17 protein-coding genes and 1 tRNA gene are annotated in these 18,887 nt (G+C 57.4%); 11 read left to right on the forward strand and 7 right to left on the reverse strand.

All coding sequences use genetic code 11. The annotated features are described in order from the left end of the window. Positions 1–89: 89 nt before the first annotated feature. Both BVK86_RS04030 and BVK86_RS04035 read right to left on the reverse strand, forming a co-directional pair. Complete coding sequence (locus tag BVK86_RS04030; RefSeq protein ID WP_075945314.1) at positions 90–1,751, reverse strand: SulP family inorganic anion transporter; 1,662 nt, start codon at positions 1,749–1,751, stop codon at positions 90–92. Positions 1,752–1,851: 100 nt separating this feature from the next. Further along, positions 1,852–3,132 (reverse strand): serine/threonine transporter, encoded by a 1,281-nt coding sequence (locus BVK86_RS04035; RefSeq protein WP_075945204.1) that lies wholly within the window; start codon positions 3,130–3,132, stop codon positions 1,852–1,854. 292 nt (positions 3,133–3,424) lie between these two features. On the opposite strand from BVK86_RS04035, the gene BVK86_RS04040 reads away from it, so the two are divergent. The 3 genes from BVK86_RS04040 to BVK86_RS04050 all read left to right on the forward strand — a co-directional run bounded on the left by BVK86_RS04040 (position 3,425) and on the right by BVK86_RS04050 (position 5,570). Further along, complete coding sequence (locus tag BVK86_RS04040) at positions 3,425–3,808, forward strand: tautomerase family protein (protein WP_075945205.1); 384 nt, start codon at positions 3,425–3,427, stop codon at positions 3,806–3,808. A 29-nt stretch (positions 3,809–3,837) separates the two neighbouring features. Then, positions 3,838–4,446 carry a TetR/AcrR family transcriptional regulator gene (locus tag BVK86_RS04045; RefSeq protein ID WP_075945206.1) on the forward strand — a complete coding sequence of 203 codons (609 nt, stop codon included), beginning with the start codon at positions 3,838–3,840 and terminating at the stop codon, positions 4,444–4,446. Between the two features lie 155 nt (positions 4,447–4,601). Further along, complete coding sequence (locus BVK86_RS04050) at positions 4,602–5,570, forward strand: 2-hydroxyacid dehydrogenase (protein WP_075945207.1); 969 nt, start codon at positions 4,602–4,604, stop codon at positions 5,568–5,570. 102 nt (positions 5,571–5,672) lie between these two features. Here the strand turns inward: BVK86_RS04050 and BVK86_RS04055 are convergent, their stop codons facing one another. Beyond that, positions 5,673–6,641, reverse strand: coding sequence for a Gfo/Idh/MocA family protein (locus BVK86_RS04055; protein ID WP_075945208.1), 969 nt, complete (start codon positions 6,639–6,641; stop codon positions 5,673–5,675). Positions 6,642–6,657: 16 nt separating this feature from the next. Beyond that, entirely contained in the window at positions 6,658–7,545 is an 888-nt protein-coding gene (locus tag BVK86_RS04060) for a Dyp-type peroxidase (protein ID WP_075945209.1), read from the reverse strand. A gap of 256 nt (positions 7,546–7,801) precedes the next feature. On the opposite strand from BVK86_RS04060, the gene BVK86_RS04065 reads away from it, so the two are divergent. From BVK86_RS04065 to BVK86_RS04075, 3 genes are all read left to right on the forward strand, one after another. Continuing rightward, positions 7,802–9,427, forward strand: a complete 1,626-nt coding sequence (locus tag BVK86_RS04065; RefSeq protein WP_075945210.1) for an NADP-dependent glyceraldehyde-3-phosphate dehydrogenase — start codon at positions 7,802–7,804, stop codon at positions 9,425–9,427. A 145-nt stretch (positions 9,428–9,572) separates the two neighbouring features. Further along, complete coding sequence (locus BVK86_RS04070) at positions 9,573–11,582, forward strand: hypothetical protein (protein ID WP_075945211.1); 2,010 nt, start codon at positions 9,573–9,575, stop codon at positions 11,580–11,582. A 78-nt stretch (positions 11,583–11,660) separates the two neighbouring features. After that, entirely contained in the window at positions 11,661–12,875 is a 1,215-nt protein-coding gene (locus tag BVK86_RS04075) for a hypothetical protein (protein WP_075945212.1), read from the forward strand. 74 nt (positions 12,876–12,949) lie between these two features. Here the strand turns inward: BVK86_RS04075 and BVK86_RS04080 are convergent, their stop codons facing one another. Beyond that, complete coding sequence (locus tag BVK86_RS04080; protein ID WP_075945213.1) at positions 12,950–13,843, reverse strand: DMT family transporter; 894 nt, start codon at positions 13,841–13,843, stop codon at positions 12,950–12,952. 135 nt (positions 13,844–13,978) lie between these two features. Between BVK86_RS04080 and BVK86_RS04085 the strand changes: the two genes are divergently transcribed. Continuing rightward, positions 13,979–14,416, forward strand: coding sequence for an Lrp/AsnC family transcriptional regulator (locus BVK86_RS04085; RefSeq protein ID WP_075945214.1), 438 nt, complete (start codon positions 13,979–13,981; stop codon positions 14,414–14,416). A gap of 114 nt (positions 14,417–14,530) precedes the next feature. Here BVK86_RS04085 and BVK86_RS04090 read toward each other — a convergent pair whose 3' ends face one another. Beyond that, on the reverse strand, positions 14,531–15,202 hold the full coding sequence (locus tag BVK86_RS04090; protein WP_010461027.1) for a Bax inhibitor-1/YccA family protein: 672 nt from the start codon (positions 15,200–15,202) through the stop codon (positions 14,531–14,533). A 123-nt stretch (positions 15,203–15,325) separates the two neighbouring features. Between BVK86_RS04090 and BVK86_RS04095 the strand changes: the two genes are divergently transcribed. Then, positions 15,326–15,413, forward strand: a tRNA-Ser gene (locus tag BVK86_RS04095). Between the two features lie 349 nt (positions 15,414–15,762). Here the strand turns inward: BVK86_RS04095 and BVK86_RS04100 are convergent. Continuing rightward, the gene (locus tag BVK86_RS04100; protein ID WP_075945215.1) at positions 15,763–16,692 is read right to left on the reverse strand and encodes a LysR family transcriptional regulator; all 930 of its coding nucleotides are present in this window, start codon (positions 16,690–16,692) and stop codon (positions 15,763–15,765) included. Positions 16,693–16,865: 173 nt separating this feature from the next. Between BVK86_RS04100 and BVK86_RS29945 the strand changes: the two genes are divergently transcribed. The 3 genes from BVK86_RS29945 to BVK86_RS04115 all read left to right on the forward strand — a co-directional run bounded on the left by BVK86_RS29945 (position 16,866) and on the right by BVK86_RS04115 (position 18,887). Beyond that, positions 16,866–17,105, forward strand: a complete 240-nt coding sequence (locus tag BVK86_RS29945; protein WP_075945216.1) for a hypothetical protein — start codon at positions 16,866–16,868, stop codon at positions 17,103–17,105. Then, the gene (locus BVK86_RS04110; protein ID WP_197678085.1) at positions 17,102–18,055 is read left to right on the forward strand and encodes a zinc-binding dehydrogenase; all 954 of its coding nucleotides are present in this window, start codon (positions 17,102–17,104) and stop codon (positions 18,053–18,055) included. Before BVK86_RS29945 ends, BVK86_RS04110 begins: the two co-directional genes overlap by 4 nt. Positions 18,056–18,149: 94 nt before the next feature. Further along, the gene (locus BVK86_RS04115) at positions 18,150–18,887 is read left to right on the forward strand and encodes an SDR family NAD(P)-dependent oxidoreductase (protein ID WP_075945217.1); all 738 of its coding nucleotides are present in this window, start codon (positions 18,150–18,152) and stop codon (positions 18,885–18,887) included.

The raw sequence follows: 18,887 nt of genomic DNA on the forward strand, positions 1-18,887 counted from the left end.
CCCATCGTGAGATGAGCGGCGTTTTTTTATGCCGTTCGGTCCAACTTCAACTCCTGTGGCGAGGGCGCTTGCTCACTCGCCACAGTTCATCACTCAGGTCCCGCGGAGTACTTGAGGGCCTGTTGCACCGCAACATCCACACTCAACCCGCTCAGCAGCACACCATTAGCCTGGACTTCGGGCAATACCGCCAACGCACCTTGCGCCTCTTCCTTGAGGCGAGCCAGGACCAGCTTCTTGCCTTCGTTATGCACCCGCACAAAAAACTCCTGCAGTGCCTCGATGCTGGTGCCATCCAGGTTCGGCGACTCTTCGAGGCTGAGGATCACGCTATGGATCGGTGCAGGTGAATGCCGGATCAAGTGCAATGCGGCGCCGAGAATCCGTTCGACGTTGGCAAAGAACAACGCTTCACCCGGTCGCACGATCAGGACGCCCGGCTCTGTTTTCGCCGTCGGATGACGCTGCACGTCGACAAAGTCGTGCCCGCCGTCGATCCGCCCAAGAATCTGCAGATCGGCCGCCGACAGCTGCTTGAGCATCAGCAGCACGCTGATCGCCACGGACACCAGCAGGCCGTCCAGCACCCCTAGCACCAGCACCGCACCCACCGCGCACATTACCAACACACGGTCACGCCGCCAGATGAAATAACGCCCCAACGGCTGCAGGCTCAACCCGCGCGCCAAAGCATGGATGACGATGGCGGCCAGGATCGGTTCCGGGGTCAGAGCGATATAGGGCAATACCGTCAGGACGATCAGCAACACCACCAGCGCCGCCACGCCTCCGGCCAGTCGTGAAGTGGCGCCCGCCGCCTCGTTGGCCGATGTCGCCGAGTACCCTGCCCCCGCCGGCAGGCCATGAAACAGACCTGACAGCAGGTTGGAGGCCCCCAGCGCCAGCAGGTCGCGGTTCGATCTGACGCGGTCACCGTGTTTGAGCGCGTAGGCGCTGATCGAGCCGTAGGACTCCGCGTACAGGATCATCACCAAGGCAAACGCCACTTCGCCCAAACGCAGCCAATCGGCAAACGGCAACACCGGCAGGTTCGGCACCTCCAGGCTCAGATCGATGAGTCCGATCATCTTCACGCCATGCGCCGACAGGTTCAGCCACTGGCCCACCGCGATGCCGATCACCACCACCAGCAAGCCGCCGGGCACCCTTGGGAACCGCGAAAACAGCAGCAACAATGCCAGCGCCACGGCCGCCACACCGGCCGCCGGCCAGTTCCATTGCGGCAATTGTTCGAACAATTGCGGCGCGAAACGCACCAGATTGGCGTCGACCAGCTGCACACCGACCACACTGGCGATCTGCTTGAGAATGATGGTCAGCGCCAGGCCAAAGGCAAACCCGCGCAAAACCGGTTTGGCAATGAACGAAGTGACGCTGCCAAAACGGAAGATCCCGGCCAGCAGAAACAGCCCGCCGGTCACCAGCACCAGCCCGACCGCCAGGGTCGAACGCAGTTGCGGGTCGCCGTTGGCCATGGTCGCCGTCGCTGCCGCCAGCACCGCCGCCGCCGATGACGTGGCCGAGACAATGGCAAACCGACTGGTGCCGAACAGCCCATAACAGAGCAACCCGGCAAACAGCGCGATGACCCCGGCCTGGGGGGCCAACGCGGCGATGCTCGAATAGGCGACCGCTTCGGGCAGCAACAGACCGGCAATCGATAGCCCGGCGAGAACATCCTGCCAGCGATGGGGCTGTTCGGTGGGGCTGGGGGTTGAGGCGCTCGACAAACCGGTATCTCCGTCCGACAGGCGAAAAAAACCGCTGCGCGTATCACGCGCAGCGGCCACTGTAGCTGTCAATACGGTACTGCGCGAGCAGGCCAGGCGATCACGCCGTCAGCGAGTAGATCAACGCCGTAATCGCCACCAGACCCACCGCCGCCACGAAGACGCTGGAAGCCTGACCACGATAACGCGCCATGGCCGGTACCTTGCGGATCGCGTACATCGGCATCAGGAACAGGATCGCCGCGATCACAGGGCCACCCAGGGTTTCGATCATGCCGAGGATGCTCGGGTTGAGCGTGGCTACGATCCAGCACACCACCAGCATGAACGCTGCAGTCATGCGGTCCAGGCTCTTGGCGGACGGTCGCTTGCCGCTCTTGACGATCAGGCCTTTCAAGCCTTCGCTGGCGCCAATGTAGTGGCCCAGAAACGACTTGGAAATGGCCACGAAAGCAATCAATGGCGCCGCGAAAGCGATGGTCGGGTTGCTGAAGTGGTTGGCCAGGTACGACAGGATCGACAGGTTCTGCGCCTTGGCCTCAGCCAGTTGCGCTGGCGAGAGGGTCAGCACGCAACTGAAGACGAAGAACAGCACCATCACCACCATCAACAGATGGGCGCGGGACAGGATCTGCGAGCTTCGCTCCTCGGCGTGTTCGCCATAACGACGCTTCTGGTCGACCGCAAACGCCGAGATGATCGGCGAGTGGTTGAACGAGAACACCATCACCGGAATGGCCAGCCACAAGGTGTGCAGCAGCGCCGACGGCGCAGGCACCTGACTTGCGGTGGCGAGAATGCCGCCGTTCCAGTGCGGAATCAGGTACACCGCGAGAAACAGCAGCGCGACGATGAACGGGTAAACCATCAGGCTCATGGCCTTGATGATCATTTGCTCGCCGCAACGCACCACGGCCAGCAGGCCGAGGATCAGCACCAGCGACAACACGGCGCGCGGTGGCGGCGTGATGTGCAATTGATGCTCAAGGAAACTGCCCACGGTGTTGGTCAGCGCCACGCTGTAGATCAGCAGAATCGGGAATATCGCGAAGAAGTACAACAGGGTGATCAGCGCGCCGGCCTTGATGCCGAAATGCTCTTCCACCACGTCGGTGATGTCGGCGCCTTCGCGACCGGACAGCACGAACCGGGTCAGACCGCGGTGTGCGTAGAACGTCATCGGAAACGCCAGCAGCGCCAGGACCAGCAACGGCCAGAAGCCGCCCAGACCTGCGTTGATCGGCAAAAACAGGGTACCTGCACCAATCGCCGTGCCAAACAGGCCCAGCATCCAGGTGGTGTCTTGGCGGTTCCAGCTGGAAAGCGTCGCTGGTGTCGCTTCTACATAGCGCTTGTTGACGCTATTGGCCTGATCATTCATCCGGTGGGATCTCCACATTCCGGTCACTTGCCACCCGGCCAGAACGCGTCGGAATACCCGACAGGCTGCGCTATGGCCGAAACAGGGGCGCGATTGTCCGGGATTAGTGAACAGAAGCAAAGACTTAGGTGAGGAACGGTGGTGCCAGATCAAAGTTTATGAGGCACTGAGGCCCCGGTAGGAGTGTTGTGTTTTTCAGGTTTGCATTTCATCGCCAAATAACCGTTAGCGCTTGATAAAGGTTTTCCGTCATGTATTTTGAATGCACCTGTATTTCTTCTGGAGTCTGCCCATGCCGCTGGTTCGAGTCGACATCAAAAAACAGCAGGATCCCGCTTACGCCAAACGTATCGGGCAGTTGATCTATGCCGCTCTGCGCAGCGCCATCGACGTGCCCGAAAACGATAACTTCCAGATCCTCAACGAGCACGATGAGCAGCACTTCATTTTTGATCCGCAGTATCTGGGCATCCAGCGCACCGATAACCTGGTGATTATTCAGATCACCCTGAGTGAAGGGCGAACGCTGGAGAAGAAGAAACTGCTCTACAAAACCATCGTCGATGGCCTTCATTCGCAACTGGCCGTGCGTGCGCAAGATGTTTTCATTAATCTGGTGGAAGTGAAGAAAGAGAACTGGTCGTTCGGCAATGGCATTGCCCAGTACGCCCTCTGACATTCAAACCTGATAACTGTGAGTGCCTGATGCCCCGAGTTTCCCGCAAGCAAGCCGACCTCAACCGCGAAATCATCGTCGAGGCCGCCACGCGGCTGTTTCGCGAGCGCGGCCTGCATGGCATCAGCGTGGTCGATGTAATGGCCGCGGCCGGCCTGACCCATGGCGGGTTCTATGGCCACTTCGAATCCAAGGAAGCGCTGGCCAGGGAGGCCAGCGAGCGGGCATTCAAACAGGTGGGAACGCGCTGGCGGGAACGCGCCGCTGCGGGCGAGGATAAAGCCTCATCACGCCGCGCGTTGATTGAACCGTACCTGTCCGCTCACAGCCGGGATAACCCCGGGGACAGCTGCCCGGTGGTGGCCTTCGCCGGAGACATGTGCCATGAAAGTGCGGAAAGCGGCTTGCGTGAGCCGTTCATGGATGGCTTGAACAGACTGCTTGATTCCTTCAGCCAACTGATGGAATCGAGTGATCCCGGCGAAAACCGCCAGCAGGCGCTGGTGCAGTATTCGATGATGGTCGGCGCACTGACACTCGCCCGCGCCACCCGTGGCGAAGCGCTATCAGATGAAATCCTCGAAACGGTGTGCCGTTATCTGACCGCTGCAAAACCCGACGCCCCTTCTCCCGTCTGAATTGCCAAGAGAAACCCCTCGCAGGCCTCGCCAGCTCCTACACTCAGGAGCGCAGCGGCGAGGACGTGCAGCATTGGCCATTGCCAAAAAGCCCCGCAGCCAGCAACCTCAAGTGACGTTCGAGCCTGATTTTGCGATGCACACAGGAGCCAAGCATGCCCGCAACCGTTCTGGTACTGGTGGAAACCATTAATGATTACCTGCCCATCCTCGAACATCAGGGGTTTCACCTGATCCTGGCCCCGACCCCGGCCGAACGCGCTGCCGCCATTGCCCGACACGGTGGCCAGATCGACGCGGTACTGACCCGCGGTCCACTGGGGCTTTATGCCGAAGAAATAGACGCCCTGCCCGCCCTCAAGATCATTTGCGTGATCGGTGCCGGGTATGAACACGTCGACCTGCAAGCCGCGGCCGACCGTCACATCACCGTGACCAACGGTGCCGGCGTCAACGCCTCTTCGGTAGCGGACCACGCCATGGCCCTGCTGTTGTCGCTGGTACGTGATATTCCTCGCTGCGATGCGGCCGTACGCCGGGGTGAATGGCCAAAAATCATGCGCCCGTCCCTGGCAGGCAAACGCCTGGGCATCCTCGGCCTTGGCGCGGTCGGCATGGCCATTGCCAAACGCGCCAATGCCGGTTTTGACATGAGTGTGTGCTACCACAACCGCCAGCATCGCAGCGACTTGCCTTACACCTTCTGTTCAACACCCACCGAACTGGCACGGGCCTCGGACTTTCTGATCGTAGCCACGCCGGGCGGGCTCGGCACCAAACACCTGATCAACCGGCAAGTGCTCGATGCCCTTGGGCCGAAAGGCTTCATCGTCAACATCGCCAGGGCCAGCGTGATCGTCACTGCCGACCTGGTGACCGCACTGGAGCAGCGACGGATCGCCGGCGCCGCACTGGATGTCTTCGACAACGAACCTCAGGTACCGGATGCGCTCAAGAGCCTGAACAACGTGATCCTCACGCCCCACGTTGCCGGACTTTCGCCGGAAGCGACCCAAGGTACCGTGGAACTGGTGGGCAAGAATCTGGTGGCGTTTTTCTCCGGGCAACCGGTGCTGACGCCCATCGAGTTACCCCTGCCAGCTGCCATCCAGCAGGTTCACTGAGGACCTGCAGGCGAACTCAAATCATCAACCCCCGCTGCGTGCGGCGGGAGTTGTGCCAGGTAAGGCCATGAGCAAGCCCGCCCCACAGGGGAATTGAAGAGCTCAGCCGCGCTTGAGGATCTGATCCATCACCCAATCCGTTTTCAGCGCCTCCCCGGCCACCGCCGGATGCTGCGCTTGCCCACGGATGTGCGCATTCATCCCCAACACGTGGTGCCACTGGATGTGGGCGTGATGCTCGATGTCGAGGCTGAGGTGTTCGTCTGCCTGCAGCTGCACAGGATGTTCATCGAACACCGAGAAACTGATCCGGCCCTTGCTGCCAATCACCTCGACACGGTCTTCGCGGCGGTCGGCAACAAAGTTCCAGCACCCCATGCCCATTGCGCCCGAAGCGAATCGCCAACTGGCGCTGACGGCGTCTTCGGCGGCATACAAACCGGCCTGCCGTCCGGTAAAGCCGGCGACGTCAACGATGTCGCCCAGCAGGTACTGGAACAGATCAAAACCGTGGCTTGCCAGATCGGCAAAGTAACCGCCGCCGGCAATTGCAGGGTCGGTTCGCCAATTGCCGACGCCCTCCAGATCCGTCACCGAGGGCGCCTTGGTGAGTGTCCAGGTCAGGTGCCGGACCTCGCCGATTCGGCCTTGCTGCAACCACTGCCGCACTTGCTGAAAACGCGGCAGCGAACGTCGATAGTAAGACACGAACAGATGCAGTCCGGCATCGGCAAACACCTGGTGCATCTCGCGGCTTTGCCCGGCATTCAGCGACATCGGCTTTTCGACGCAGCAATGCTTGCCGGCAGCCGCCACTTTCAACGCATAGGCGTGGTGACTGTCGGGCGGCGTGGCGATATACACCGCGTCCACATGCGGATCGGCGATCAAGGCATCGACATCGGTGTAGACCCGCTCGATTCCGTGGCGCGCCGCATAATCGCTGACCGCCTCTAGCCGGCGCCCCATCACCGCCACCAGCGCCGAGCCAGGCGCCTTGTAGAAGGCCGGCCCGCTCTTGCGCTCGGCAACGCTGCCGCATCCAATCATGCCCCAACGCACCACGTTCATAGTCACTCCAGGAGGGTCAGCCGATGTTCAGTGCGCGCAAGTCCAGTCGACCATCTTGCAATGGCGGGCACCAGTAGTAACCGCCGGTGATCGGGCGGCTGATGCGATACAGACCGTCAGTGATGCCGTCCTCCAGACCGCTCATGCGGCGCAACTGGACTTCGAAGGCATCGAGGGAAAAACCGAAAGCCAGGAACATCAGGCCTGCACGTCCACCTTCGATCCATGGCATCGAACGCCGGACCACAAATGCCTCGGGCGCAAAACTTTCCTGGGCGGTGCGTTTGACGTGTGCGGAGATCGGCGCGTCATCGAGTTCTTCGTTGTCACTCAGACGGCGCCCCATGATGTCGTCCTTTTCATGGGACGGCATGGCGTGAAAGCGCTTGAGGTCATGCTGCCATTGCTGGATCGCGGCGAAACTGCCGCCCACCGTACCGACAGCGCCGTCGCTGACCAACGCGGCAGCCACAGCGGCTTCGTCGTGAGGGTTTTCGGTGCCGTCTTCATAGCCGGTCAGGTCGTGGCCGTCGCGGTGACGGAAGCCTTCCGTCACCTGTACCAGGCGCAGGGCCGGTGCCAGCGCGGCTTCAAAGGCTTTGCTGCGATTGAGCAACTCGCCACGATCCGTACCGTGCAACCAGCACCAAAGCGCCTGTTGCGTCGAGGGGTTGTCGACGCCCACACCGGTCAACGCCGGGAACACGCGCAAGCCTTTGATGTTGCCATCCAACGCCTTGACCAGGGACTCACCGAAACCCACCACCGCCGATTTGCCGTCCACCCATTGCAGCAGTTTATCCAGCGCCGCCGGCAGTTCAGCGGCGGATTCCAGGGCGAAGAACATATGACGGGCGTGAGACGGAACTGGGGTGGCGAGAATGCCCGGCTGGTAATGACTCATATGAACTCCTTGAAAAAGAACGCGAAGTTTAACCGCAGCACCGAGCGTTGTGTGCTCCAAGGTCAAAAGTCGCCTTTCAAGATCCGGGCAAAGCGGTCTACGCTTGAGGCACAAGATCCAGATCACCACCCCTCTATTCTGCCGGTCGCCACTCGATTGACTTAAAAAACCGGGTCATTAGGGCGTATAACCTTTGCAGCGATTTCCGAACGACAGGCCATCAGCGTACGGCTGACATCTCACACGGGGTAGCGACATGAGCACAGCAGATCTCCTTGGCAATTTGTTTCCCGAGGCCGGCAGCATTCCGGAAAAATACCGGCTCGACGGTCCGACCGAGCAGCGCGATTACCTGGTCGATGGCGTCCTGAAAACCTGGCCAGGCCCCCTCGCCCAGGTCCGCAGCCCGGTTTACCTGAGCGGAGCCAATGGCGACGAACAAGTGATCCTCGGCAGCACGCCACTGCTTGATGCCGACACCGCTCTGACCGCCCTCGACGCCGCCGTCCGTGCCTATGATCGCGGCCAGGGCTTGTGGCCGACGATGCGCGTGGCTGAACGTATCCAGCACGTCGAAAGCTTTCTCGCGCGCATGCGGGAGCAACGCGACGCGGTGGTCAAATTGCTGATGTGGGAAATCGGCAAGAACCTCAAGGACTCGGAAAAAGAGTTCGACCGCACTTGCGATTACATCGTCGACACCGTCAACGCACTCAAGGAACTTGACCGCCGCTCCAGTCGTTTCGAGCTGGAGCAAGACACCCTCGGCCAGATCCGCCGCGTCCCGCTCGGTGTGGCGCTGTGCATGGGGCCTTACAACTATCCGTTGAATGAAACCTTCACCACGCTGATCCCGGCGCTGATCATGGGCAACACCGTGGTGTTCAAGCCGGCGAAGCTCGGTGTGCTGCTGATTCGGCCATTGCTCGAAGCCTTCCGCGACAGCTTCCCGGCCGGGGTGATCAACGTGATCTACGGCAGCGGCCGGGAAACCGTCAGTGCGCTGATGGCCAGCGGCAAGATAGACATCTTCGCCTTCATTGGTACCAACAAAGCCGCCAGCGACCTGAAAAAACTCCATCCCAAACCCCACCGCTTGCGCGCCGCATTAGGGCTCGATGCAAAGAACCCCGGCATCGTCCTGCCAGAGGTGGACCTGGACAACGCGGTCAACGAAGCGGTCACCGGTTCGCTGTCGTTCAACGGCCAGCGCTGCACCGCGCTGAAAATCCTGTTTGTCCACGAGGATGTGGTCGATGCATTCATCGAGAAATTCAACGCCAAACTCGCCACCCTAAAACCCGGCATGCCGTGGGATAGCGGCGTTGCTCTGACGCCATTACCCGAATCGGGCAAAGTCGACTACCTGCACGCGCTGGTGGCCGATGCCGTCAGCAAGGGCGCCAAAGTGGTCAACCCCAATGGCGGCGAAGCCCGGGCATCGTTCTTCTACCCCGCCGTGCTGTACCCGGTGACTCCACAGATGCGCGTTTACCAGGAAGAACAGTTCGGCCCGGTGGTCCCCATCGTGCCGTACCGCCATCTGGACACGGTGATCGATTACGTCCTGGAGTCGGACTTCGGCCAGCAATTGAGCATCTTCGGCACCAACCCGGTGGCCGTCGGCCGCTTGGTCGACACCTTCGCCAATCAGGTCGGGCGCATCAACCTCAACGCCCAGTGCCAACGCGGCCCGGACACCTACCCGTTCAACGGACGCAAGAACTCCGCCGAAGGCACCTTGTCGGTGCACGATGCGTTGCGGGTGTTTTCGATCCGCACGCTGGTGGCAACCAAATTCCAGGAGACCAACAAAGACCTGATCAGCGAGATCATCAGCGGTCGCAGTTCGAGCTTTTTGACCACTGACTACATTTTTTGAATGTGACGGGAGCTTTTCGAAGCTCCCTCACCTTACACCCGTAACTTTGCTACCGCCCCCCAAAATGAGCTTTTTTTAATAGCCAATAGAACATCCCTTATTAGAATGGCGCGCCCAATAAAAGATAATACTACAAGGACGCCAATTGCTTAACACTAGTATTGCTTGCTACCAACCAACCACCCCCTTCAAAATCATACAAGTACAAACCGCTCAAGGTAATAAACAACTCATACATGACGACAAGAACAAGCTAACTTATTTAGTTCAAAAAACACAAAACACGGAAAAACCAGGTCTTCAGCTCCACAATTTATCAAACTCAGAATTACACGACCTGAACATACAATTTATTAACAAGATCATTCAGTGCAACCCTGCCGAAATGTTAAAAGAGCCTGGCGTGGTACGTACTTTTCTCGCTCAATACTCGAACAGCACTTCCATCCCCAATCGTTTTAGAGCAATAACCGATTTAAATGAAGTGGAGAAAACACAGTATAAACAAATCTCTGAAATTCCTTCGACTGACGCACTTCGTTGCAAATTAGTATCATTGATAGACGAAGATTTAAGAGAGCCCTTCCATTCGATTCTGAATGAGTGGTCGAAATTCGGTGTATCTGTCAGCGAGATTGACGTCAGCACTTTTGAAAACTTCAAAGCATTTTACGATGAAGTCATGAGCGACCATGCCACCCAAAAAGAAGACTACACAAAGCTTGATTTTGCCACGCAAAATATCAAGCCACTTATAACTGACAGCCGTTGCCTTGAGGCCAAACTTACACCTTTTCAAATCTTTAAAGCTGCCTACCAATTGGGTGACATTCCCGCCGTGTCAAACTTCCGATTCATGGACAACCCAGCCAGCAAAGATGACGGCAAATACAGGGAATGGATGTTTCATTTTGATAACAGTAACTACGCAGCGGAGTTCAAACTCATCACCACGCGCGTAAAAGGAACTGCCCAAGCCAACAAAGAACAGTGCCTGGCAGCGTTCCCCTATGACACCACAGCCTCCATTCGCTACACACAAAGCGAAGCAGCCACCAAATTTCCAAACCTGCAGGATCTGGAAACTGAATTTCGAGGTGTGCCCGGTGCGAGCTATGTAGTGATTCAGAACCCGGATAACGATACGCCATTGGAAACCGGTATTCGAACCGAGATGATCGTCCATCATCGGTCGGCCAGCAGTAAAGACGGACAGGACCAAGGCGAATCCAGAAGTTCTGAGTTAATGACTTTTCATGGACTGGACCGGTGCAAGCCTTTCCTTTCAGGCCAAGCGTTGTCGCAAGCGCGAAATCTGACGCCGTTACAGACCTTCGTACTGGGCGGTTTCAAAACCACGAGCCCTGAAAAATTCATGGAATGCCTTACCTCCGAGAAAGAGGTTCTCAACTCCCAAGTCCGAGCACTCATTGAGGGCAGCAAATTCAAACCTCTTGAAAACCTGACCGTCGCAACATTCGAAAAAGACTTCACAGTAGTGAAAAACAAGCCATTGTTCGACAAGCAGATGAACACCTACGAAAACCTACCAGAGGTACTCGAAAAAGTACCGAGCCTTGCAGATGAAAGTGCTTGGCAAGCAGAAACGCTGTTCAGGATGATTCCGATGCTGATGAACTATGATCAGAACGCGGAGCTTAAGCCTGACTGTACAGAAAACGACGCATTTCCCGCCCGTACCCAGCTCAGAGAGAGAACCAATGAAGCCTTTTTCAAACCACTGGAAAGGGATCTCACCCAAGTAAAATTTGGTTCAGAACAAGACAATCTTCTCCCACTCGAGAAAATCACAGAAGTCGCGCAAAACGTTTACAATCTTTACAGAACCTACACCCCTCTTTTAAAAGCCGTCCATCCAGGCAACCCGTTTGTGAGTTTGTTCGAAAGCCGTGCGGCCCTTGCCAAGGAATACATCGAGCAATTTCGATCCAGAGCTACCCTACCTGAGACCCATCAGACACTTACTCTCTTCACCTACTACATGCTTGACGATCTGGATGCTGCCAGCCAGGTATTCTCCGAGAACAACATTAGAATCGCCAGTGCCACTTTAGACCATGCTAAAGAACCCAAACCACAATTACTCCAGCACTTCATCACCCATCGAATATTAAGCGATAGAAACAACCTATAACCCACATTTAATTATCTCTGACAAAAGAGAGCCCCCGACGCTTCTCTACTTCCATCACAACGAACAAGGCCAAGACCAATGATCGGCAACGATTACAGATCAACCGTACGGGCATTCATTCCGCTCACGTCAACAATGGAGGCGCACTCAGCGCAATTGACGGAAAAAAAAGACAACCGCGACCATACGCAAATGAGCCAGGTCCGTGGACACAGCAGCAGCAACATTGAAAAAATGACTCACCCTCTCGCCCAGCCTGACGACTCGGATCAATTATCTCCGTACATGATCGACTTGCTCGGTAAAACCAGAACATTAGCCTTCGCTGAAAAAGCACTTCAAGCGCCGAGAAAAAGGTTACTTGATAAACTTGGCATTGACGACACGCACCATCGAAAGCGTGAAATTCGATTATTTTCTGATCACACCGCAATTTCCAGATTCTATTCACACGCAGTCCAACCGACTGCATTGACATTGAACGGTCGCCCTTTCCTCGAGCAGGAGCCAACCAACCCATACTTTCACGGGCAAAAAATCATCACACCTGATCCCAGGATTTTCAGGGGTGAAGAAATGTCTCGGACAATGGATTTGCTGCTCTGCAAATCCCGGGACGACAGTGAAATAGCCTTCAACAAAGCGCCAGTAGACAGACTACAGCAGTACAACAACGCAGTTTTTTTAAACGAAACCCGACGGCGCGAGAAAGAAGACCTGTCAAATAAGGCGACTTATTTTACCGAGATGGCTGAGTTCCTGATTCAGCGGGCAAAACCGGGAGATTTCATCGTCCAGAATGCCCTTGAAAGCAGCAGCGATAAAAACACCCCGCACTTTCAGTTCATCCCTGATCAGGTTCCTCTCCCCATCTTCTCTCGTACACCGCCAGAAGAAGACAATGCCAAACCGCAAATGCTCAATTGGCATCTGCCGACGATGTGCGAGACCGTTGACTTGCAGCAAGCTGACTGGAGAGAAAAAATCTCTCGACTTCAGGCTGCCTGTGAGCAGCTCTTGAACGATCAGCACATTAGCACCACTCCGCTCTTTAGAATGATGGGGAGTGATCAAATCAAGGTTTATCTCGTTTTCAAAAAAGACTGTTCATCCGCATGGAACATGACGCCCGAAGATGCGCTGCTATCACCCGGATGGCTGGAAGCCTGTGGCGTCTTTATCACCCATTCCTCCAAATCCGAGGCATTCAATAACAACGGGGCGCAAAACTACTATGCAAATCACAGCGTGAGCCCAGCGCGGATCAAAACATTCTTTGACGGTACAAACTGACCAAATTGCTTCAAGACATCGCGATCCTCCAAAGCGCGGCGACGTACTCGCTGCGCCTTGCGTATCTTCACCGCTTATTGGGTGACAGGTCGTCGAAGCATCAGGCTCCAGCCCTGCTGCATTCCTGCAGCGGCCAACAAAATTGCGGCGACCCCGACCCATTGCAGCAACACCAGACGGTGGTCAAAGGCAAACCAGTCGACAAAGATCGCCGCGATCGGGTAGATGAATGACAACGCGCCCGTTAATGCGGTCGGCAACTTCTGGATCGCGCCGTACAACAGCACGTACATCACGCCCGTATGTACGATGCCCAGTGTAATCAGGCTGGCCCACGCATTCGGCGCCTGTGGCATTGCCGAAAAGTGTGCAAAAGGCGCGAGTAGCAGCACACCGGTGCTGACCTGAATCAGCGCGATCAGATGCGGCGGAGTGCCCGTCAGGCGCTTGATAATCAACGCGGCGATCGCATAAAGAAATGCCGCACCCAACGCCAGTGCGATGCCCAGCAGGTATTCGTCGCCACTTTCGCCCTGCCCTCCATGGGCGCTGACAATCGCCAACATCCCGAGAAACGACACCCCCAACCACGCCAGTTTCGTCAGGGTAATTTTCTCGTTGAGGAACATCGCCGCAAGGCCGACCAGCATGAACGGCTGAACGTTATAAACCGCAGTGCCGATGGCAATCGAAGCACGAGAATAAGAGGCGAACAACAGCACCCAGTTGCCGACAATTGCCACACCGCTGAGAACGGCCAGCAGGAACGTGGTACGGGTCAGAATCCCGGGACGCAGGAAGCCAAACGCTGCACAAATCAGCAACAAGGTGCCGGCCCCGAACACACAGCGCCAGAACACCACCTCCAGTACCGGTAGTCCTGAAATCAGTACGAACCAGCCGATGGTTCCGGAGATCAGCATGGCGGCGGTCATTTCGAACGAGCCGCGACGTATTGTTTTGTCCATCTTCAGACTCCTTTGTTGATGGGCAAATTATGCCGATCCGCTTCGGCGCTTCTCCAGCGCAAAAATAAGGCTAAACTCGACATCTGCCTTTCATGCGAAGGCATTTCCTACGATCTGCCTAATAGAGGTTTCGTCATGACAGATGACATCGACCAGGTGCTGATCACGGCATTGATGGAAGACTCGCGACGCTCGCTCAAGGCCTTGGCGCAAATCAGCGGTTTGTCTTCACCGAGCGTTGCCGAGCGCCTGCGGCGCCTCGAAGAGCGTGGGGTGCTCAGGGGTTACACCGTGGAAATCGACCCGAAATACTTCGGTTACCAACTCCAGGCCATCGTGCGCATTCGCCCGCTGCCAGGCCAGCTTCACGAGGTGGAACGGCAAATCATGGCCATACCCGAGTTCACTGAGTGCGACAAAGTCACCGGCGACGACTGCTTCATTGCGCGCCTGCACGTCCGCTCGATGGAGCAATTAGACACCTTGCTCGATCGCCTCAACACCCACGCGGAAACCAACACCGCCATCGTCAAGAAGACCCCGGTCAAGCGCCGCTTGCCGCCGATGGCATAGAGGCTTTGAGCATAAGTCTCTGCAAACCTGGCTAAAACGACGCCTGTAGAATCGGTCCCCAAACCCGAGAACGAAAAAACCCGCCGAAGCGGGTTTTTTTGTCAGTGCCGACGATTAGTCATCGCGGCTCATGATACCGAACAGCTGCAACAAGCTGACGAACAGGTTGTAGATCGATACATACAGGCTGATGGTCGCCATGATGTAGTTGCGCTCGCCGCCATGGATGATCGCGCTGGTCTGGAACAGGATGCAAACCGAGGAGAACAGCACAAAACCTGCGCTGATCGCCAGTTGCAGGCCGCTGATCTGGAAGAAGAAGCTCGCCAGCGTTGCACCCAGCAGAACGAAGAAGCCTGCAGTGATAAAGCCGCCAAGGAAGCTCATGTCCTTACGGGTGATCAGCACGTAGGCCGACAAGCCGCCGAACACCAGTGCCGTCATCGCGAATGCCGAGCTGACGACTTCAGCGCCGCCTTGCATGCCAAGGTAACGGTTGAGGATCGGGCCGAGCAGGAAACCCATGAAACCGGTCAGGGCAAATGCCGACACCAGGCCCCAGGCGGAATCACGGAGTTTGTTGGTGAGGAAGAAAAGACCGTAGAAGCCGATCAGCACCACGAAAATATTCGGGTAGCCAACACGCATCTGCTGGGCAACGAAAGCCATTACACCGCTGAATGCGAGAGTCAGGGCGAGCAAGCCGTATGTGTTGCGCAGGACGCGGCTAACCTCTAGCTGCTCAACCTGCACGCTGTTATTAACTGCGTAATCCTGTTCGCGCATGGCGACACTCCTGTTGGTTTGAAACGTTCAGTCGCAAAGATCATAACAGACGCCCTGTAACAAGCTATGCAGAGAGTTTGACAGTGTGTTTCATTCAGGTATTATGGCGCCCGCAACGCAAACGGAGGTGTGGCCGAGTGGTTTAAGGCAACGGTCTTGAAAACCGTCGACTGTAACAGGTCCATGAGTTCGAATCCCATCGCCTCCGCCATCTTTATACGACAAAGCCCTGATTATTCAGGGCTTTGTCGTTTCTGGCACTCAGGAATTTTGCTCCTCTCTCTATGGATCGTTTCCGCATCTATTCGGGCATTTCCGCAACCCAACCCTTCTGACACCGTTAAGTTGGTGCTAAACAAATCAAACTAAGCACAGCGCGTCGGTAGCATTGAATGCTCAGTAGACCGCTTTCGGCCAAAAGCAGCCATCGAATTGCTACAATATCAAGGGCGATTCAAAGGTTCAGGGGCCGCGGTTTAGCAGAAGTCTGCAATTGTGCTTGCACCCGCATGACGGAGGAAGCGATCGAAGCTTGCAGAGCTTACAAGGACGCGTTGGCACTATATGAGGCTGCCTGCGAACCGGGTGCTGAGACGCTCGCGGCGGAAGTATTCAGTATAAAAATCAATGAAGGCGCGTGTCTTCAACGGTTGGAGCGCACGGCCTGAATAGTAGAGCGAGATCGATCCGGCATCGGCATACCACTTCGGGAGGATACGTTCGAGCGCACCGCTTTCCAGATGCGGCAACACATCGGGCACAGCCAGCAACGCGATGCCGAGCCCCGCGATCGCTGCTTGCGCCATGGGGAAGGCGTCGCTCATCACGATCGTCTCGTTGAGCAGCGCGTGCTCTTCGCACCCCTGGGCGTCACGCATCATCCATTGCCTAACCCGACCCGAATTCGAAGACCGCATCAGTATCCCCGCATGATCGACCAGATCGGCAGGACTTGTCGGTCGCCGCCGCTCGTCAAAATAGCTGGGCGATGCGACCGCGATAACGTGCACCGGTGCCAGCGTCGTCGCAACGATGCCTGGATTGAGGTCGAAGCCACCACCGATCGCGACGTCGAAGCCTTCCGCAATCAAGTCGACCCTGCGGCTATCGAAATGCCAGTCAGGTCTAACGCCCGGATAGCGCGCCAGAAAATCGGGCAATGCGGGAAGAACGTATCCCATGGCGAACGACAAACTCATGCTGACCTTCAGAACGCCGACAGCTTCACCCTTCGTTTGTGATGCCCCATCAATAGCCCCCTGAAGGTGGTTCAGGCTTTCTCCGATGCTTGCCAGAAAAGACTCCCCCGCTTCGGTCAATGTTAACTTCCGCGTCGAGCGGTGAAACAGCCGAATGCCGAGGTTCCGCTCCAGCATCGCAACATTGCGGCTGACGGCAGCCGGAGTCATCGAGAGACGCCGCGCAGCCCCGGAAAAGCTGCTTGCTTCTGCGCTTCGGACGAACGCTTCAAGGTTTGCAAGGGTTTCCATAATCACCAGTCTTCAAGCATTGATTGAAACTAAAACAACCCATTCATGACTTATCCTGAGTCTATTTTCCAGCAATACTCGGTTCAACAGCAACACCGGATTTCTGCGACGCCAGCAGCATCAGGTCAAGGATGGAGTAGAAGGACCGCTAACTGGCCGGGAAGGACTGGATCATGACCGTTGGAATCATCGGAGCCAATATCGAAGGTGCGTTTGCCATGGCGCTCGGTAAGGCAGGCAACGAAGCCGTGATCGATCTCGTCTCCCTCTCGATAGGCGGCCAACTGATTCAGTTCCCCCGGCGGTCCATTGCCTGCTCTCAACCTCGTCAAGTTCAACTGAGCATCGCTGCGCCAACCTCTTATTTCATCGGAAGTACCGCGCGGCGTCCGAGCCCGGAGACAATATCGTGACAAAAATCATTCAGATGCGGTCGATCGGCGGTCCCTCCGTCCTGCAGATCATCGAAAGGGAGCTCAGCGCGCCGCGCGCCGGCGAGGTGAGGCTCGCACAAGACGCGATAGGCCTCAACTTCGTCGATACGATGATACGAAAGGGCCAATATCCGATGGCGTTGCCGGCGGCCCCCGGTTTCGAAGCGGCTGGAACAATCACCGAGGTCGGACCGGGCGTGGAGGGGCTGTCGGTCGGTGACCGCGTTGCTTATTTCTTTGCTGAAAGCGCATATGCCACCGAGAGGATCATCTCGACCGCACCGCTCATTCGCCTGCCTGCCGATATCTCGAACGAGACAGCGGCGACGTTTCTGGCAAAGGGTGGATCGGCATGGATGGGGCTGCGCGGGCTCCACGATATCAAATCCACCGACACGGTGCTGATACTGGGCGCATCGGGAAGCGTGGGCGCCATCCTGTCTCGCTGGGCGAAGTCACTCGGCGCAACGGTTATCGGTGTGGCCGGATCGCCTGACAAGTTCGACAAGGTCGCGGCAGGTGCTACTTATGCCTTCCACACTGGAGAGCCGGACATCGCCGCCAGGATCCGTGCGATCGCACCAGACGGTGTCGATGTCGTCTATGACCTGGTGGGGCAGGCAACTTTCGCGCTGGGCGCGGCTAGCATCCGCGACGGTGGTGTGATTGCTGCGATCGGAGCCGCGTCGGGCCAGCCCGCGCCATCCTACGATCTCGCGCGACGCGGCGTGGATGTTCGCAGCGGCGGTTCACCGCAATATGTGCGCGGACCGGCCGTCGAAATCGCGACCTCGCAGTTATGGGATGCGATGCGCTCCGGCATTTTCAGCGATCTCGAAACGGCCCGCTATCCGTTCGACGAGATAGCCCGCGCACATGACGACATGGACAACCGCCGCCTGAGCGGTCTGCCCGTCCTGATCGCCTGACCCGGAACAATCGTGCGGCGGCAGGCCGCACGGACGCCCGCCGCGTCGCGGCGGGGCGAAACATGTCCCCTGTCGACACAAAGAGGAATGATTGATGAGTGAACTAACTGGTAAACGCGCTCTAGTGACCGGCGCGTCGCGCGGCATCGGAGCGGCGATCGCGATCGCGCTGGCTGAAAAGGGAGCAGATGTCGCGATTACATACGAACGCGCCGCCGATCGGGCAGCGCAAGTTGTGGCGACAATCGAGGGCAAAGGGCGCAAGGCGTTGGCGATCCAGGCCGACAGCATGGACCCCGAGGCGGTCAAACGGTCGGTCAATGAGGCCGCTCAGGCATTGGGCGGTCTCGACATCCTGGTGAACAACGCGGCGATTGCGATTTACAAGGACGTGGCGGACTTCACCGTCGCCGAGATCGACGCACTTTTCGCTGTCAATGCGCGCTCACCGATCTTGGCATCTCAAGCCGCCATGCCTTACCTCAGCCAGGGCGGCCGGATTGTCACAATTGGTTCCGCAGGCGCTGAACGGATCGTCGGACCGTCGACGGTCTATTCTATGACCAAATCGGCGCTTCAATCCTTCACCCGCGGTCTGGCGCGAGAGCTTGGGCCCCGCGACATCACCGTCAACCTCATCCAGCCAGGATCGACCAACACGGAGATGAACCCGGCCGAGGGCGAGTTCGGCGATTTCCAGCGCGCTCTAATACCGCTTGGCCGCTACGGTGAGCCGGAGGATATCGCCGCTGCAGTGGCATTCCTCGCTTCTGGTGCGGCTAGGCAAATCACCGGAACCATCTTGACAGTTGATGGCGGCACGCTGACCTAA

This window comes from Pseudomonas reinekei (assembly GCF_001945365.1).
Lineage (GTDB): Bacteria > Pseudomonadota > Gammaproteobacteria > Pseudomonadales > Pseudomonadaceae > Aquipseudomonas > Aquipseudomonas reinekei.

What these genes read in the sequence shown, in the direction of transcription:
- BVK86_RS04035 (WP_075945204.1), bottom strand. Translation starts at nt 3,132, where the DNA reads ATGAATGATCAGGCCAATAGCGTCAACAAGCGCTATGTAGAAGCGACA.
- BVK86_RS04040 (WP_075945205.1), top strand. Translation starts at nt 3,425, where the DNA reads ATGCCGCTGGTTCGAGTCGACATCAAAAAACAGCAGGATCCCGCTTAC.
- BVK86_RS04045 (WP_075945206.1), top strand. Translation starts at nt 3,838, where the DNA reads ATGCCCCGAGTTTCCCGCAAGCAAGCCGACCTCAACCGCGAAATCATC.
- BVK86_RS04050 (WP_075945207.1), top strand. Translation starts at nt 4,602, where the DNA reads ATGCCCGCAACCGTTCTGGTACTGGTGGAAACCATTAATGATTACCTG.
- BVK86_RS04055 (WP_075945208.1), bottom strand. Translation starts at nt 6,641, where the DNA reads ATGAACGTGGTGCGTTGGGGCATGATTGGATGCGGCAGCGTTGCCGAG.
- BVK86_RS04060 (WP_075945209.1), bottom strand. Translation starts at nt 7,545, where the DNA reads ATGAGTCATTACCAGCCGGGCATTCTCGCCACCCCAGTTCCGTCTCAC.
- BVK86_RS04065 (WP_075945210.1), top strand. Translation starts at nt 7,802, where the DNA reads ATGAGCACAGCAGATCTCCTTGGCAATTTGTTTCCCGAGGCCGGCAGC.
- BVK86_RS04075 (WP_075945212.1), top strand. Translation starts at nt 11,661, where the DNA reads ATGATCGGCAACGATTACAGATCAACCGTACGGGCATTCATTCCGCTC.
- BVK86_RS04080 (WP_075945213.1), bottom strand. Translation starts at nt 13,843, where the DNA reads ATGGACAAAACAATACGTCGCGGCTCGTTCGAAATGACCGCCGCCATG.
- BVK86_RS04085 (WP_075945214.1), top strand. Translation starts at nt 13,979, where the DNA reads ATGACAGATGACATCGACCAGGTGCTGATCACGGCATTGATGGAAGAC.
- BVK86_RS04090 (WP_010461027.1), bottom strand. Translation starts at nt 15,202, where the DNA reads ATGCGCGAACAGGATTACGCAGTTAATAACAGCGTGCAGGTTGAGCAG.
- BVK86_RS04100 (WP_075945215.1), bottom strand. Translation starts at nt 16,692, where the DNA reads ATGGAAACCCTTGCAAACCTTGAAGCGTTCGTCCGAAGCGCAGAAGCA.
- BVK86_RS29945 (WP_075945216.1), top strand. Translation starts at nt 16,866, where the DNA reads ATGACCGTTGGAATCATCGGAGCCAATATCGAAGGTGCGTTTGCCATG.
- BVK86_RS04115 (WP_075945217.1), top strand. Translation starts at nt 18,150, where the DNA reads ATGAGTGAACTAACTGGTAAACGCGCTCTAGTGACCGGCGCGTCGCGC.